16 protein-coding genes and 2 pseudogenes are annotated in these 16,397 nt (G+C 60.8%); 4 read left to right on the forward strand and 14 right to left on the reverse strand.

All coding sequences use genetic code 11. The features are described 5' to 3' along the window. A partial coding sequence (locus B1C78_RS02395) for a GGDEF domain-containing protein (protein ID WP_175628207.1) occupies positions 1-1,396 on the reverse strand: 1,396 nt, incomplete at its 3' end. Positions 1,397-1,608: 212 nt separating this feature from the next. Then, on the reverse strand, positions 1,609-2,472 hold the full coding sequence (locus B1C78_RS02400; RefSeq protein WP_077277582.1) for a phosphate acyltransferase: 864 nt from the start codon (positions 2,470-2,472) through the stop codon (positions 1,609-1,611). A 33-nt stretch (positions 2,473-2,505) separates the two neighbouring features. On the opposite strand from B1C78_RS02400, the gene B1C78_RS02405 reads away from it, so the two are divergent. Next, complete coding sequence (locus B1C78_RS02405; protein WP_077277548.1) at positions 2,506-3,639, forward strand: citrate synthase; 1,134 nt, start codon at positions 2,506-2,508, stop codon at positions 3,637-3,639. Between the two features lie 654 nt (positions 3,640-4,293). Here the strand turns inward: B1C78_RS02405 and B1C78_RS02410 are convergent. Beyond that, positions 4,294-4,650 (reverse strand): TusE/DsrC/DsvC family sulfur relay protein, encoded by a 357-nt coding sequence (locus tag B1C78_RS02410; RefSeq protein WP_077277549.1) that lies wholly within the window; start codon positions 4,648-4,650, stop codon positions 4,294-4,296. Positions 4,651-4,776: 126 nt separating this feature from the next. Here B1C78_RS02410 and B1C78_RS02415 point away from each other — a divergent pair, with 126 nt between their 5' ends. Together B1C78_RS02415 and B1C78_RS02420 are read left to right on the forward strand one after the other, a co-directional pair. Beyond that, on the forward strand, positions 4,777-5,724 hold the full coding sequence (locus tag B1C78_RS02415; RefSeq protein WP_077277550.1) for a LysR substrate-binding domain-containing protein: 948 nt from the start codon (positions 4,777-4,779) through the stop codon (positions 5,722-5,724). Positions 5,725-6,070: 346 nt separating this feature from the next. Next, entirely contained in the window at positions 6,071-6,544 is a 474-nt protein-coding gene (locus B1C78_RS02420) for a hypothetical protein (RefSeq protein ID WP_139349779.1), read from the forward strand. Between the two features lie 479 nt (positions 6,545-7,023). Here B1C78_RS02420 and B1C78_RS02425 read toward each other — a convergent pair whose 3' ends face one another. From B1C78_RS02425 to B1C78_RS02445, 5 genes and pseudogenes are all read right to left on the reverse strand, one after another. After that, a complete protein-coding gene (locus B1C78_RS02425; RefSeq protein WP_077277552.1) occupies positions 7,024-7,341 on the reverse strand; it encodes a rhodanese-like domain-containing protein in 318 nt (105 codons plus the stop codon). Positions 7,342-7,715: 374 nt separating this feature from the next. Then, on the reverse strand, positions 7,716-7,931 hold the full coding sequence (locus B1C78_RS02430) for a type II toxin-antitoxin system HicB family antitoxin (RefSeq protein WP_077277553.1): 216 nt from the start codon (positions 7,929-7,931) through the stop codon (positions 7,716-7,718). A 9-nt stretch (positions 7,932-7,940) separates the two neighbouring features. Beyond that, a complete protein-coding gene (locus B1C78_RS02435; protein ID WP_077277583.1) occupies positions 7,941-8,129 on the reverse strand; it encodes a type II toxin-antitoxin system HicA family toxin in 189 nt (62 codons plus the stop codon). A gap of 374 nt (positions 8,130-8,503) precedes the next feature. Further along, positions 8,504-8,884 (reverse strand): annotated as a pseudogene (locus B1C78_RS02440) (PIN domain-containing protein). After that, positions 8,881-9,144, reverse strand: a complete 264-nt coding sequence (locus B1C78_RS02445; protein WP_077277554.1) for an AbrB/MazE/SpoVT family DNA-binding domain-containing protein — start codon at positions 9,142-9,144, stop codon at positions 8,881-8,883. The pseudogene B1C78_RS02440 and the gene B1C78_RS02445 overlap by 4 nt, the downstream one beginning before the upstream one ends. A gap of 573 nt (positions 9,145-9,717) precedes the next feature. Between B1C78_RS02445 and B1C78_RS02455 the strand changes: the two genes are divergently transcribed. Further along, positions 9,718-10,155: a type II toxin-antitoxin system HicB family antitoxin gene (locus tag B1C78_RS02455; protein ID WP_077277556.1), complete on the forward strand. Its 438-nt coding sequence runs from the start codon at positions 9,718-9,720 to the stop codon at positions 10,153-10,155. A 1,744-nt stretch (positions 10,156-11,899) separates the two neighbouring features. Here the strand turns inward: B1C78_RS02455 and B1C78_RS02460 are convergent. From B1C78_RS02460 to B1C78_RS02485, 6 genes and pseudogenes are all read right to left on the reverse strand, one after another. Continuing rightward, positions 11,900-12,763 (reverse strand): hypothetical protein, encoded by an 864-nt coding sequence (locus B1C78_RS02460; RefSeq protein WP_077277557.1) that lies wholly within the window; start codon positions 12,761-12,763, stop codon positions 11,900-11,902. 68 nt (positions 12,764-12,831) lie between these two features. Next, positions 12,832-13,290 (reverse strand): annotated as a pseudogene (locus B1C78_RS18030) (transposase); the annotation flags it as partial. 120 nt (positions 13,291-13,410) lie between these two features. Next, complete coding sequence (locus tag B1C78_RS02470) at positions 13,411-14,460, reverse strand: HNH endonuclease (RefSeq protein ID WP_077277558.1); 1,050 nt, start codon at positions 14,458-14,460, stop codon at positions 13,411-13,413. A gap of 3 nt (positions 14,461-14,463) precedes the next feature. Continuing rightward, a complete protein-coding gene (locus tag B1C78_RS02475) occupies positions 14,464-14,871 on the reverse strand; it encodes an HIT family protein (RefSeq protein WP_245795277.1) in 408 nt (135 codons plus the stop codon). Between the two features lie 184 nt (positions 14,872-15,055). Continuing rightward, positions 15,056-15,841 (reverse strand): HNH endonuclease, encoded by a 786-nt coding sequence (locus B1C78_RS02480; RefSeq protein WP_077277559.1) that lies wholly within the window; start codon positions 15,839-15,841, stop codon positions 15,056-15,058. A gap of 168 nt (positions 15,842-16,009) precedes the next feature. Further along, positions 16,010-16,243 (reverse strand): CopG family transcriptional regulator, encoded by a 234-nt coding sequence (locus B1C78_RS02485; protein ID WP_077277585.1) that lies wholly within the window; start codon positions 16,241-16,243, stop codon positions 16,010-16,012. Positions 16,244-16,397: the final 154 nt, after the last annotated feature.

Here is a 16,397-nt window from a genome sequence, read left to right on the forward strand (position 1 = left end):
CACCGCCCGAATCGGTGTCCGGCAGGGTGATCATGAATTCCTCTCCGCCGATGCGGGCGGTGATGTCGATGCCCCGGGTCTCTGCACGACAGATGGCGCCCACGAAATTGAGAATGCGATCGCCTGCGGCATGACCATGGGTGTCGTTGATGCGCTTGAAATGGTCCAGATCCAGTTCCAGGAGTGACAGCGGCGCATCGTGCCGTGCGGCGCGCTCCATCTCACGCGCCATGGCCTCCAGGAAGCCGTGGCGATTGAGCGTGCCGGTCACGGGATCGGTGAGCGCGCGCTCGCGAAGCTCCACCTCCAGCAGCTTGCGCGAATGCACCTCGGCGCGCAGCGCGCGATTGAGCGAATAAAACTTCAACAGCACGATGGCGCTCAGCGCCATGACCAGTCCGCTGATCAGCAGGGTGTAGAGGAGCCAGCGCCAGTCGGCAGGCTCCGCAGGGTGGAACATGAAGGCATCGATGTCCACCGGCCTCTGCATCAGGCCCGCGGCCTCGAACTCCTGCGCGATCGTCGCCCAGCGGGCCGGGTTCATGTAGCCGATCTCGATGAGGTCGGGGATCAGCAATCGCCGGATGTTGTCCGCCTCGAAACGCAGGAAATCCCGTCCGGATTCCGGCGAGTACTCTCGCTCGATTAAAGCAATGATCTCCTCCTGGTGATTGAAGGCATAAGTCCAGCCCCGCACCAGCGCCTCGCGAAATGCGACGACGAGGTTGTTGTTCCGTTCGGCGTAGTCCTCCATGGTGAACAGCGTATCGCCATAGAAGTCGATGCCCGCCACTTTGGGATCGAAGACACGGTACGTCTCGCCGGCGCGGGCGAGAAAGAACGGCTCGGTGGTCAGGTAGGCGGTCATGCCCACCACCTCCCCGTCCACCACCTCCAGCGGATCCCCGGTGTGCTCGATCATGTTGATGCGGTCGGAGTCCACGCCCTCCCGGTGCAGGTAGGCGAGCAGCTCCTCGGAGTAGGGCTCCACCATGATGGTCCTGCCCTCCAGATCCCGAGGCGACGTGATCTCCGGGTCGTCGCGCGCGATGAGGATGTAGGGGGAATGCTGAAAGATCGCGGCCACCGCCACCACCGGCAGGCCACGGCTGCGGGTGATCAGCAGCCCGGACGTCCCGACCCCGAACTCCGCCCGGCCATCCAGAACCTCCTGCGTCGGATTGACGTGGGGTCCGCCCTCCAGGAGCGTCACGTCCAGCCCGGCTTCACGGAAGTAGCCCTGTTCCACGGCCGCGTAGAAGCCCGCGAACTGGAACTGGTGGAACCACTTGAGTTGCACGCGGACAGGGGTGAGGTACTCGTCGGCCTGTAGCGCCGAGGGAATCATCGGCGCCACCAGAATGGAGGCCAGTATGATTGCCAGGAGTCGCCGCAAGGTTGTGGTCCGCCTGTGCCCGATCCACCGCCCGAAGGCGGAACTGGCCAACAGGGTATCAACTTGAGGCATCCGGGTCAGGCTGCACGGGGCGCACGGGATGCTTCATGCAACGATCGATGACGGGCTCCCGGGCCAGTGGACGGACAGGCGGGCGGGAATTATCCTCTTGTATAGGGCATAAGCCTGATCGATCCGGTCGTTCAGGCACCCTATCCCATGGACACGGTGACGGCGGTAGCCGCAACGATGTCGTCCACCGTCGCGCCCCGGCTCAGATCACACACGGGTCGGCGAAACCCCTGAAGGAACGGGCCAACGGCCTGGGCACCGCCCAGCTCCTGACAGAGTTTGTACGCGATGTTGCCCGCATCCAGAGACGGGAAGACCAGCACATTGGCGTCCCCCGCGCCGACGCCTTTCTTTTCGGCAATGCGCGGGTTGAGCGCCGCATCGGCCTGCACGGGGCCCGTGAAACCCGTGGCCTCGGCGGCCGCGCGCACCCGGTCCACGCTCTCGCCGGCGCCCGACGTGCCCGTGGAATACGACAACAGCGCCACGCGCGCCGACCCGAGCAGCGCTCTCGCCGACGCCTCGGAGGACTTGGCGATATCGGCCAGCTCGTCGGCGTCCGGCAACACGTTCAGCGCGCAGTCGGCGAAGACCATCTCGCGCCCGTCCGGGAATACCATGAGGAAGAACGAAGAGGGCGTGCGCACACCCTCCGAGAGGCCGATGGCGATGCCCGCGGCCTCGATGACCCGTTTCGTCGGGCTGTCGGCGCCCGCCACCATGGCATCCGCCTCGCCCGCCGCCACCATGGCGGCGCCCAGGTACAGGGGTTTGGCGAGCATGCGGCGCGCGATGCCTTCCTTCATGCCGCGCGCCTCGACGAGTACGGCCACATGCGCATCCGAGGGCTCGGCCAGGGCAAGCGGTTCGCACAGGCCCTGCTCGCGCATGCGCTCGGCAGCCTCGGCGACCCGGGGCTCATCGATCTCCGGGAAGACGACGCGGGCACGGCCTTCGCGCATGCGTTCACGCGTCAGGGAGAAGGCATTCTCCAGAACCGGCATGAAACCCTCCACCATTTCATACAGGAGCCAGTCATGAGCGAAGACGTCAAGATCAACCGCGGACTCAAGGGCATCTACTTCGAGCGCTCCGGCGTCTCGCACATCGACGGCTCAAAGGGCGAACTGCTGTATCGCGGCTATTCCATTCACGACCTCGCCACGCAGTCCACCTTCGAGGAAGTGGCCTATCTGCTCATCCACGGCGAACTGCCCAACGAAACAGAACTGGCCGAATTTGACGCCCGCCTGAAGGGCGCCCGGCAACTGCCGCAGCAGGTCTACGATATCATCGCCGCCACAAAGGACGGCCACCCCATGGATGTGCTGCGTACCGCCGTTTCAGCCCTAGCGGCACTGGAGCCCGACAGCCGCCGGGTGAGTGACGAGGCGTTTATCGCCAACGGCATCCGCCTCACCAGCCAGGTGCCGATGATCGTCGCGGCCCATGAGCAGATCCGCAACGGCCGCGAGCCTGTCGCCCCCGACCCCGAGCTGGGGCACGCCGCCAACTGGCTGTGGATGCTCAAGGGCAAGAAACCCTCGGAGGACGCCGCGCGTCTCGCGGACGTCGACTTCATCCTGCACGCCGAGCACGGCTCCAACGCCTCGAGCTTCGCCGCACGTGTGACCGTCGGCACCCAGGCCAACCTGCACGGCGCCATCGTCACCGCCATCTCGACGCTGGCAGGCCCCGCCCACGGCGGCGCCGCCGAGGACGTCATGAAGATGGTACAGGAGATCGGAAGCCCCGAAAAAGCGGCCGACTATGTCAAGGCGAAGCGAAAGGCGCGCGAGCCCGTGATGGGTTTCGGCCACCGGGTCTACCGCGCCGAGGATCCGCGCGCGCGCCATCTGCGCGAGGGCGTGCGCACGCTCAGCGAGGAGATGGGCTCACCCGAGTGGTACGAGATCCTGCAGTCCGTGGTCGAGGCCATGAAACCCTACTCGCGCCACGGCCTGAACGTGAACGTGGACTTCTACTCAGGCGTTATCTACAAGCTGCACGGCATCCCCATGGACCTCTACGTCCCCATCTTCGCCATCGGCCGCGTCCCCGGCTGGGTGATCCAGTGCATCGAGCAGCTGCAGAGCAACATCCTCATCCGCCCCCTCACGCTCTACAACGGACCGGGCAAGCGCGACTACGTCCCGATCTCGGATCGCTAACCCACTTGGCACAGGTCAGCCGGGCGTCGAACCCGGGCAGGGCGGAACCCGGGAGTATGCCGTATCGACGTTGCCCCGCCGGTTGCCGGTGAGGGTCACGAACCGGCCCGGGTTGCCGAAACTTCCCGACAGGTAGTCGCCTTCCGGGTTGGCAAGGCGGTGAAGAGAACTTCAGCCAAAAAGGGGACGGAGGGATTAACTCTTGACCACGGAATAAATCCCTCCGTCCCCTTTCTTGCTCGTGGGAACAGAAATGGGGACGGAGGAATTTTTCCTGGGACGCAAATGACTGTGGTCTCCCGGCCTGTCTCGCGCCACCTCTGGGAGGAGAGGCGTCGCTGTAGGTCCGCCTTCAGGCCGACAGCCGCGGCCTGGTCAGGCATCGCTCGTCGGGCTGAAGCCTGGCCTGGAACAGAAATGGGGACGGAGGATTTTTTTGCCGGGACGCATATGACTGTGGTCTCCCGGCCTGTCTCGCGCCGCCTCCGGGAGGAGAGGCGTCGCTGTAGGTCGGCCTTCAGGCCGACAGCCGCGGCCTGTCAGGCATCGCTCGTCGGGCTGAAGCCTGGCCTGCAGGCAAGCGAGACAGGTCGGGAGGCCGCAATCATCGCGCCGGGACGGCGGCCCCCCTGATGAACTGTGCGGGTCGACCCCCTACATGTACGCCTTCGCCTCCTCGCCCGGGTCGGGCAGCCCCGCGATGCGCCAAACGCGAAAGCAGCTGCCAAAGAGTTGATGGATCGCCTCTCGGGAAAGGCCCGTGTCCCGGCAGACCCGGTGCATGCTCGGGATGCCGCCCAGGGCATGGAACCTGGCGCGGAGATATCGGATGACCCGCCAGTGGGGTTCCGTAAGCGCACCGAGGCCCGCCTCCCAGGCCAGTCTCTCGGCCAGTTCCTCAGTCCAGAGCGCGGGGTCTCTCAGAAAGCCGCTCTCGTCGAAGAGTGCCTCCAGGGCCTCCGGCGCCTCGGCGCGGAGGCGGTCGGTTGTGTGCAGTGCGGTTGTTGCCATGGTGCCACCTCGGTCGTGCGCGGCTTAGGCGCGCAGGGTGATTTGGGGTAAGACCTGAGGTGAGTATTTCCCCTTTCGCATATCAAGTGAAATAATAGTTTATGTGTGTCTATCACTGGCTATGATATGGAACTACGGCAACTGCGCTCCCTGATCGCACTGGTGGACGGGGGATTGAGCGTCACCCGCGCCGCTCAGGCGCTGCACCTTGTGCAACCCGCCGTGTCTCAACACCTGCGCCATTTGGAGGAGGAAGTGGGCACGCCACTCTTCCTGCGCCAGGGCAAGCGGCTGGTGGGTCTGACCGGGGCGGGCGAAGAGGTGGTGCGCCACGCACGCAACGTGCTGGCAGCGACTGCCAGTATCCAGGCCATCGGTCAGGATCACGTGGAGGAGTCCAGCGGCGTGCTGCGCATCGGGACCACGCACACCCAGGCCCGCTATGTGCTGCCGCCCGTGTTGAGAGTCTTCACTGCCACCTACCCCGACGTGGAAGTGCAGATCCACCAGGCCACGCCCGCGCAGCTCGTGGAGATGGCGCTCGCCGACCGCATCGATCTGGCCATCTGCACCGAAGCCATCGGCGACAACCCTGACCTCGCCGCCTTCCCCGCCTATCGCTGGAACCGCTGCCTGATCGCCCCCCACGACCACCCGGTGCTTGCGCGCAAGCCGGTCTCGCTGGAGGCCCTGTGCGAATACCCGCTCATCACTTACGTATTCGGGTTCACGGGCCGGCGCACCTTCAGCACCAGCTTCGCCAAGGTGGGCCTGCAGCCGAAGGTGGTGCTGAGCGCCGCAGACACGGACGTGATCAAGACCTACGTGCGCGAAGGCATGGGCATCGGCATCATCGCCGACCTCGCCTTCCAGCCCGACCAGGATGCGGATCTGGGCAGGCGGGACCTGCGCCACCTGTTTCCCTGGGAGGTCACCCGCATCGCGTGGCCGAAGCAGAAGTACGTGCGCCGATTTCAGCAGCGCTTCGTGGATCTCTTCCAGCAGGAGGTGGACCGAATCGGCAAGACGCACGGTTTATGGCGCGTGTCGCAGACCCCGGGGACGCAGGGGTGATGGCGGGGCGCGTTACCGGCGGAAGCCGCCGTCCGCACAGGTGCACTGTCCGGGCTGACCGGGAGCGGGCAAGCAAATACCGTGGCCTGCCCCTTGTCATTCCCGCTTGCCGCAGACCTTCCCGCAGCAGGCAGGGGCAGGAAACCATGGCCGTTCTCCGGTTATGCTGTCCCTGCTGAGACAAGCGGGATAGGCCCCGATCCGCCGCGGGGAGAGAGCGCAGGGCCCGCCAGGCACGGGACAACCCGCCGGTTGCAATCAGTGCCTGAGACAGCCCACCGCCGGCGCCAGGGCTACGTCGGCGGCATGAGCTTCAATGGCGGCACAACAACGAGGAGACTTTGAAATGACGTCCAGGCGAACACCAACCCCATTTCACATATTCGCACTCGTCGCCTTGGCGGCCCTGCTCACGGCCGCCTGCGGCGGCAACGGCAATGCCGAGTCGACAGCCGCCGAGGGCGGCATTCCCACCGCCGCCGATCGCGGCCTCGAGCTGCCCGACGGCCTGGCCTCGGTGCTGCCGGTCCCGGAGGGGCTCAATCCGGGCTCTGTCCAGCATTACGATCCCGAGATCACCTTCACCGTCCGCCTGAGCGACACCCTCCGGGAGGTCCATGAAGACTTCACCCAGGGCATCACCGAACACGGCTGGGAGGTGATGCATGCCGACCCGCTGCCCGAGGCCGACGAGGGCGAGGTGGGCGTCGGCTACCGGCTGGAGGGGCACGGCGTCCAGGTCAGCATCTCGTTCACCGTGTTCGGAGGCACCGACTCCAGCTTCAACGGACGGGGGTCCTACATCATCACACCGCAGTGATCCGGGCATATCCGGCTAATCCCGGCGACAGACCATGCCTTGGGAGAAACCGTGGTCTGTCGCCGGGTGTTCGGTGAAAGGGGCGGATTCTTCCTGAGCAACCGTCGCAAGGCCGTCTCGAGGATCACAAGCAGGTGGCAGCTTGAGTGCAAGTGGGCGCGTGGCGGATCTCGGGACACTGAACCTCGTGGGCGTTAGAACGCCATTTTCGCCCCGGGAGATGGGCCTCTAAGCGGAAACCGCAGCCCGAAAACTGGGCGTTCGCCCAAGATATCAGTATGTTGCCGTGGTCCGACCCCGGGCCTCCCTCTTACCGGCGGAAGCCGCTGTCCGGGCTGGACTGTAGGTCGGGCTTCAGCCCGACTGACAGCGTTTGCGCTGTCGGCCTGAAGGCCGACCTACGGCGCGCTTCTTCCCGGGTATGGCGGAGCGAATCGGGCCGCCGCCCCCATCCTGCGGGAGCTTCACGGACGGGCCGCTTAGCCCCTGGCAACCACCTCACCGCCGGCCGCCTTCCAGCCTTCGATGCCGCCCTCGATGAAGCGGGCCTTGAGGCCCCGTGCCTGCAGCGCATCCAGCACGCTGTTCGAAACAGAGCCGCCGCGCACGCAATACAGGACGATATCGCGATCGCGGGGCAACTGGTCGGCCCACTCGGCGAGCTTCTCCGGATCCTTCCAGGCCGCGCCCGCGAGCTGTTCCGTCGAGGCGTCGCGGTCAGCCACGCGGCGCACATCCAGGATGTACTTGTCGGCGAGTTCGGCTTTCAGTGTTTCGGGGTTGATGGTCCGGTCCATGATCAGGTTACCCATTTGGTGAAGGCCGCCGCGGCGGCGATTTAGGATTGGCTTTGCGTGAAGACGCCCCTGGAAGCAGCGGGTGCCGAAATGATAGCCGGGGAATCCCGGGGGCAGGAAATGCCGGCAGCCGTGTCCGAGCGAGTCAGCGAACCGACGTGCGGCATCTTACGGTAGAGGGAATCGCCGGGTAGGCACCTGGCCGACCCGGCGGACATCCTGGCAGTCGATGAGGCGCCAGCACGAAGCGAACGCCCTATGAGCAGGCACCGCAAGGCCGTAATTGTCTTCCAGCCGAGAACGGAACCGCTTGCCCGAATATCGCTATGTTGCCGCGATCCGACCTGCAGCTGTTGAGTGAACACTACACACGGCTACGCGGCGTCCACCTCAACCACCTCACCATAGGAGTGCGGTTCAGGTACGGGCAGACCCTCCTGCCTCAGGCCTTCCAGATGGAATTCGATGGCTTGGCGGATAAGCTCCAGGACCTCCTCCCTGGTCTCGCCGGCGGCGACGCATCCCGGCAGATCCGGTACATACGCGCCCCAGCTCGTGGGTCCTTTCTCGAGGATCACGGTATAGCGCATGAAAGCCTCCTACTTCTTCAATCCCGCCTGTTTCAACACATTATTCAGTGTGCCGGGAGGGACATCAACACCAGGCTTTCCGGCTACCGTCACGGTTCCCGGCTTCAGGGGGTGCCTGAACTGTCGGTGGCTGCCGCGCTGCCGCACCTGAACCCAGCCGTCTGCCTCAATGCGTTTGATCAGATCCTTGGCCTTCATTGTGGACCATCCGTGGAGGTGACAAATCCGGCATAACCTACAGGCGTATTGCGGCGCCACGCAACACGCCTCGTCCAGAACCGGGAAGCAATGCAGGAACGGGACATCCATAACCTCAACGGCGTGGATGTCCCATTGCATCATCCACTATTGCGGCGCCCACCGGACCTCGTGGGCGTTAGAGCGCCACCTTCGTCCCCGAAAATGGCCTTCTAAGCGGGAATTGCAGCCCGAAAACACGGCGTTCGCCCGAGGGATCAAGATGTTGCCGTGGTCCCACCCCGTTCTCTTCCGTTCTCCTTGAGCATGTGGAAGAGTATCCCACCGATTCAATCGTGCCAGTGTCAGCGCAGAAAACCAGGGAAAAATGAGCTTCAACGCACCACCCGGATCTCGATATCCAGTGCAAGCTCACTCCACGCGCGATCTGCGGTCAGAACCGGCAGGGCCTTGTCCATCGCCAATGCCAGACAGGCGCGGTCAGCCAGCGACAGGCCGTGACGCCGGGTTCGGGGCCAGAGACGCGCGGCGGTCTCCGCCTGCTGTGGCGTGAATGGCTCGAAGGAGACACCCACCTCGATGAACTCCTGCCGCATGCCCTCGATTTCAACTTTCCGATGCAGGGACTTCTGCAGCACCTCTGACCTGTTCACGGCCGAGACACTGGCACCCTCCAGGGCATGAGCCACCGGGTCACTCCCCGGCTACTCGTGCAGAAAGGCCGGCAGGGCGGAAGCATCGAGCACAACGCTCATGCATCCCCGGCCTCTGCGGCCGCCTCGGCGCGCCGCTCGGCAATCAGTTCATCAGCCAGGCTCACGCCCTTGGGGATATGCTTGAACCGTTCGCGAAGCCGCCGCTCCACGGCCTCCCGTCGTTCAAGGACCAGGCTTTCCCCCACCTTGCGGGCCACCAGCCGTTCCCCGGGCTTCAGTTTCAAGGCCTTGCGCAGCGCCGCCGGTATGACCACCCGACCCTGTGCACCGACCCGGACCTCGTTCTCGTTGGATGCCATAACCTTACCTCTATGTCCTGATCTGAAAAGTGTGGCGCACGACTCGCTCCGCTGCCAGGTGTCACGTTCCAGCTGTACGCCAAGGCCTTGAAAGAGGGACCTCCCCGGGGGCGTCCGGCCGAGGGATTAAGATGTTGCCGTGGTCCGACCCCAGGCCTCCCCAATACCGGCGATTGCATATCGTACATATCTGTACGACACTGAACGCATGAATGGATTCGAGTTCGAGAAGCGCGTGAAGCGCCTCGGACGCCGGTCAGGAACCGACGTCCGATTCGAGCCTCATGGAAAGGGCAGTCATGGTCGCCTCTACTATGGCGATCGCTTCACGACATTGAAGGACCGCCGGAAGGAAATCGGAAGAGGACTCCTGAAGGCCATGTGTATGTAACTCGGAATCGCTCCCCACGAACTCTAGCAGGCTGTTGAATAACTCTCGGGCGGCGCCATGCTGCGTTGGAAAGCGGCTCAAAATGCTCATGTACTCGCATGTACACTGCGCTTTTTCGCCGCTTTCCGCCTTGCCTGGCATCCACCGGAGACTTTTTCAACAGCCTGCTAGGAGCCATACAAATGCGTTACGTCTACCCCGTAGCGATCGAACCGGATGAGGATGGTCGCCATGTCGCTGTCGCCACGGATGTGCCGGAGGCGATCGCCGACGGTGCAAACCAGCAGGAAGCCTTGAAAGAAATGAGCGAGGCACTGGGTGCCGCCCTGGCAGGCTACGTGCTCGAAGGAAAAGAGTTGCCCCGGCCCTCGAAGGCGAAGCGGGGCCAGTACCTGGTGCCCGTAGCACCGCTTGTGGCCGCCAAACTGGCCTTGCGTGTCGCCATGCGTGAAGAAGGGGTCTCCAATGTGGCCCTGGCCAGCCGCCTGAGGGTGTCCGAAGCCGCGGTCCGCCGCCTCGTGGATCCAGACCACGCCTCCCGGCTGGATGGCGTCGTGGCGGCCCTATCGGTCCTGGGTCGCGGCCTCATCATTGAGGATCAGAAGCAGGTGGCGGCTTAGGTGCAAAGTGGAGCGTGAAGCGAGCTCTTCATCATACTAATCCGCCAGTTGCCCTGGTCTGACCCCATTATCCTTCCGGATCGTTGATCATGATTGCCACAGGGCGTAGCATGTCATACGTGAAAAACCATGATGACAATATGCATAAGCATCGCCAAACCCCTCGGCTTGGCAGAGGGGCCGACGGTGTCCCCGAAACTCGCCGTCGGTATGTTGAGCGTCTCCGGAACCCGTATGCTTGGTTAGGGACAGGGCATACAGAAGACGGGAGCGATCACCTTGAGCACGTTACGCATGTCGAACTTAGTCAGAAGGAGCGTGATTATCTCAGCCGCTTACAGAATCCCTATGCACGATTGGCTTTTGAGGGCGCCGATGCGCCGCTGCCGGCGTCTGCCGAAGACAGTGTTGGTAATGATCCGGCAAAGAGTAGCACGGGTTTTGCTGCGTCACGCAAAGCCTCACTCCCGTCTGTGTCCAAGGTTGAATTTCGTAGACGCTGTCGCCTGATATTCAGTCAGTACATTCCGGCACTGGAACGTGGCAAGATACGAAGTCACCACCGTGATTTCATTTCTAGGAATGAGTCTCGCACCCCAGAAGAACGCGGGATGATCCTAGAGGCCTTACAGCGGTATGATTTGTCCACTATCCCTGGATTGAGCGCTCAGTTCAACCGAGAGCGGGATCCTTTTACAGAGCGAAAACTTAGAAAGATCGAGAATCTCGCAGAGAAGGTTCGTAGTTGAGTCGCATAGTTCCGCAAGCGACCTATCTCCATGTTGTCACGATCCGACCTAGAACAGTTCGCCAAGGTCTGCACCGGAATCGGTAATGCGGCGGCGGATGGGTCGGGATTTGTACCTATCAGGAACCTCCTGGACCGCTTTCAAGCGAAACTAGTTGCCCACCCTATGTTGGTGGAAGGGATGCTCGCGTCGGTGAATCCAGAGCACGCGAGGCGGTTCGGTGGGGATAAATGGGTGGTCTTGTTAGACAGTGAGACCTACGCTTTCAATGAACAGGACGTGCAGCAAGAAAGCGCGAATGATCCGCTGCCGAGTCGTCTACGAAATACCGTGGCGCATGAGCTCGTGCACTCTTTGGCCTTTAGGCCCTCGGAGTTTGGTATGCGACTAAGGGGAGCAGCAGTTGGTCGTAAAAACGGGAGTGACGTTGTTGAAGCGATAGAGGCGGAAACAGAACGATTCTCGCCCCTGCTCCTATGCTCTGCCAAGTCTCTTAAGAACTACCTTTCCTCGTTTCGACGGACCCTGTCGGTCACCGACATTTCCAAGGCTCGCAGATGGTTCGGGGTATCACGTGAGGTGATGATTAATCGGCTCCGACTTCTACCGCCAGATGACGATAGCCGCAACCTCCCAGCGCTTAGAAACTTCGGGATTGGGATCGGAACCTGGAAGTCACAGACTGAAGCCCTATTAAGGAGCTGGCCTCTCTTTGTTAACTTTGATAGAAACATCGTCCCCAGATTTCTCCTTGAGTTGAGAAATCAGGATATGCTTCCGGCGTCTCAGATCTTCTCTGACCCTAATTTTGCGCTGTCTGGTGGGCAAAGATCCACGACGACTATGGAGGCGGAATCCGGAACCCTGCGCTCAGGGGTCATTGAACGGATTCCCATTTCTTGCTCCGTCGAGCCCACGAGTCGGAACTCGGGATCGGCGTTTCTTATCGTGGTGCATAAGGCGTAAGAGGACGGCCGCTGATACTTAAAGAGGAATCATTCTGCCGGGGCGTCGCGAGTACGCCTGGGATGGAAGGTTACAGCCATCGCCATAAGTGCCTCCAAGGAGAATCGCCTATAGAACTTCACGAATCCCATAAAGAACAAGTACGTTACGATTGCGGATGTGCTTAACCAAATGGCGATGTACGCCAAGGGGATACTAGATAGTAGTGAGTGCCAAAGAATGGCCCAGAACAAGAGGAGAGAAATTAGAGTCAGAGTCCTTAGGAAGCCATACAAAGCCACGTAGTTCTGCATCTTCTCCATATGGTTTGGTGCATTCTCCACCGCGTAATGATAGGCATATCTAAAGAAATCAACATCACTCGGAAAACCGTGATCACTGCGGTCGGTGACGACTGCATGTTGGTCGATCAGGCTCTCAATTCGCTTGTTTAGAACCTCGCAAAGCAACGGGTCCAACGGCTTTGCATACAATTCAGTTAACCCAATTTTCTTCCCTAAAGCCCAGTCTAGAATGGATATAGGAGCTAGCAATATAGCCACCACCAGCCTGATGCTGAATCTAAGGACGGGCTTCCCCTCGGCGTGGAAGTATCGCGGATGTTCGGAGCCTAGCAAATACTTCGATGGGTATCCGTGCGCCCAGATTGCATAGCGCTCTACTGATATGGACGAGACAAAACTCAGAAAGTGACCGATAACGTAGGCAAACAAGATGAATGGGATATACGCTTCAGCTCTATTGAACCCGAGAAACCTCTCAACATAGGAGAAGGGGGTGTGATCAGGGTCTATGTGGCCGACGGCAAGAAGTACGCCATAAATAAAGACCGCACCAGGCGTGAAGTAGCCGAGAAAGTCATATATCGAGAAGGGATTCTGCTTGATGCTCATTTGGAAAAAGGGCCAAGGGGTAAGGGTGTGAACGTCTCGCGAGTGTGTAATTCGTCTTGGATAGGCGCCTATCTCTGAGCATCGCGGATTCGCCCGCCATGTTCGATTTCGAATCGATGCATGGCGGCCTTCCGGTTCTGGATGGCCCGGTCCAGCGCTTTGAGACGCTCTGCACGGCCAAGAATAGCACCTTCTTCGCCGAGGCATCGCTGGGGAAGACACGCCGGTTCTTGGTGGCCTTGCGAGTGACGCTGTGTAGCGATTCGATGGCGTTGGTGGTGTAGGTCACCTTGCGGATCTCGGGCGGATAATCAAACAGCGGGCATCACCTGCGCCCAGTGCCGGCGCCAGATCGGCCCAATGCTGGGATCGCGCTCGCCCCAGGCGGCCTCTAAGGCAGCGAGCTGCACCTCGGCCTGCTCGGCAGTGGGGCTATGGTAGATCTGGCGCAGGCCCCGGCACACCGCCTTGCGGTCCTTCCAGGAGACGTAGCGCACGCAGTTTCTGACTACTTGCACCATGCGCAGCTATTACCGGGACGCGAACCGGGGTGAGACCACGGTTTCTTCCCCGCTTCTGGCTGCGGGAATTGGCGTGGAGAACGTGGTCTGAGCTGCCCCGGGTTCTCGAGGAAATCGGAGACCTGGCTATGCGCTGAGAATGGCCCGCCAAGCAGGCGAAAGGCTGGTCAGTTCGCTGCCTTGTTTCCAGAGAAGACCGTTTTGCAGATCAGCCTGAGCATATGCCCATCTGGCAATCTGATAACTGGCATCGCGGTCATGCAATAGGCCTCGCCTGTCAAACGCCTCAGCTAGTTCACCATCCTGATGCTCGTTCCGGTAGCGCCACCGTTGTAAATGATCTAAGGCCGCGAGGTGATCGGACTTCGCACGGTTACAGCTTGGGTGCGCGAGCACGAAATTGTGTCCCAAATCGACGGGATAACGGGCACGCGGGATGAAGTGATCAACGTCGGGCGCTGCACGAAGCTGTCGTTCACAGTAAAAGCACCGTGGACCGTCGATCTCCAGTAGTAGCTGTCTGTAGGCGGCGAGGTTCTGCCGTTCGCTGCCGAACATGAACTCTACAAGATCGACACGCTGACCCAGAATTGGCTGGTTCCGGTCCAGGCGCCTCACTGCGGCAATCCAGGCACCCTGTATCATGTTTGTGATCAAAGGGTGAAACGCGCGAAAATTGTACGCGACGCCTGGAAGCAGCCGAATAGCATTGTCTTCCAGAGAATGCGGGTAGAGAAATATGCTGGGCTTGTCGCCGATCAGCTGAAGTCGCCACAGAGGCATTTCTTTGATCACGGCGGCAACTTTACGGACCAACCGCGCCCAAACGTTCGGCTGGCTTCGTATCCTGGCCAGGCTACCACTGTTGGCATTCTGAACTTTGACAATGGCGTTGATGATGGCGGCTTGTTGGCCGGTATTTTGCTGCAAGACTTGAGCGGGAGATGTACGAGGAAACGGTCGCGATTGCGGCCAGTAGTACTGAATGAACTTTTCGGCGATAACTTCGAGCGGCACTCTCAACTCGTCATCCGAATCAGCACCATGCTCTACGGCAATATCGGCCAGGGCCAGCAACAAGGCGTACTTATAGGTGGCGACGAAGTTCCCTTCCGCAAGAAGACGCTGCAGATTTCTCAGGAACCCAATCTGTTCACGTTCAGTCGGTCTCGCCATAGGTTAGTCGCGCCAGTACCTCGCCTTGTCAGGGAATATCCAGCGAACTCCGCCGCGGGGATCATCACAGTCTCCCTCGAAACGGGGGATAAGGTGGATGTGAAGGTGCGGAACAGTCTGACCCGCCGCCAACCCGTCATTAATACCGATGTTATACGCGGCGGGGCTGAACTCTTTATCGAGCACACTTTTCTCTTCATCAAGCGCTTGCAGAAGGGCTTCGCGTTCTGCGGCTGTTGCTTCAAAGATCGACTTTACATGCCGTTTTGGGATGATGAGAGTGTGGCCAGGTGAGACCGGATAACCATCCCGTATAACGATCACGAGATCATCATCTGATACGATCCGCTCCGGATTCAAAGTGCAGAACGGGCAATCAGCGACCACATTCATGGGTTCGACCGCAGTCATATGGTGGTTGAAGCATAGAAGAAGTCCGCTGGTCTGAGACAACTACGACATGGATAGTACCGGAAAACCCTCTCCCAGAGCTCATCTGATCGGCCTTTCGATTGCACGATAACGAGCCCTCAACGCGAATAAGGTCCAGTCCAGTATTCGAGAATCCTGACGAGAAGGCGTTGGCTGGCCGAATTTACATGGAATGAAGGAATACATGGCTTCGATGGTATGCAAGGAACCGCTCTTCAGGAGGGAACTTTTCGGGCAGCGTGATCTGGCGGCCCTCATACCGTAGGAGTGCATCCACGTAGAAAGCATCGCCGGCATTTGCTTCCTTACAGCAAACTTGAACACTCATATTCTCATCTAGGGTTATGAGTCCGAGGTCAAACGCGCGGTCATGGAGAGCAGAAAGCGCCAATCCGTTCCTTGGATTGAGCCGGTTTGATTCGTCGTGTCGCCAAGGAACGATGTGGCTGGCGATCAGCAGTTCCCGCACAGCAAGCCCCGTGATGCAACACCGGTAGTTGTAGGCACTGAGTACCGCTTTTCGAAAGAACCCCTGACCGACCCTAGCCGTGGTTTGTACAGCAGCATCCCTTCCGCGGTAGTCGGGTTCTTCCTGCTCATGATCCACTGCGGAAGCGTCGGGTTCCGCGTCCCGCATAACGGCCGTAATGGCTGCCTCTGACTCGGCCGCGAACCGACTCCAGTCGCTCTGCATCTCCTGCCACATACTGCGGTCTGCCGCCGATGCCCCCGGGAGACCTTTACGACCGGTTGCCGTAATTGCCGGATCGAGGCTTGCGATGTTGGTAAGTTTCATAGCCAGTGCGGACGGCGTCCTGCGCAGTAGCGCGGCAAACCGCTTGACCTCCGCGTTCTCCTTGTGGAGCTTGCCGAATGGGATCTGGCAATAGAGGCCGAACGCTATAAGGAGTTCGTGACGGGTCCAAGGTCGCTTTCTAGTGGTCGTCATGTCCGTTACCAGTTTCCGTTACTCCGGCCTCGTCAAATTCATTGGCGGATCCACAGCTCTTCCTGCGGGCAGGCCGGGGTGGTGCGCTGGCGGCCTGTAGAATATCGGCGTGACATCACCGTTGATAATGCGCCGCAGGTCTTTGACAACGGACTTCGGAGGGCAAGCCTACAACTTGCTATGTACCTTCAGTTCGTTGACCAGATCCTCGTAGGTCAATACGGGCTCCGCTCCTCGCTCGTCAAAGGCCGCCAGGTCTTCCTCATCTTCGAGCAGCGCCACCCGTGCCGCATCAGTGACGATGGCAGAGATCGAGCGGTGAGTTTGGGCCGCCTTCAGGCGCAGGGCCTCGTGGAGCCCTTGGTCGAAACGGATTGTGGTGCGTCTGGTCGTGGCTGCCATGGCGTGGCTCCTCTTGCGCAGGGCAGAGCGTGGCGGCTCGGCTTGGTCGTCGGTTGCAATCACTGACTGCTTCGCTTTCATGTGAAGCCACCTCTTCCGAGAAGCCCTCGCAGAATAGCCTGATCCTGACTCGACAGAATAACCTAACCACGGC

Origin of the sequence: Thioalkalivibrio denitrificans, from assembly GCF_002000365.1 — a bacterium.
Classification (GTDB): domain Bacteria; phylum Pseudomonadota; class Gammaproteobacteria; order Ectothiorhodospirales; family Ectothiorhodospiraceae; genus Thioalkalivibrio_A; species Thioalkalivibrio_A denitrificans.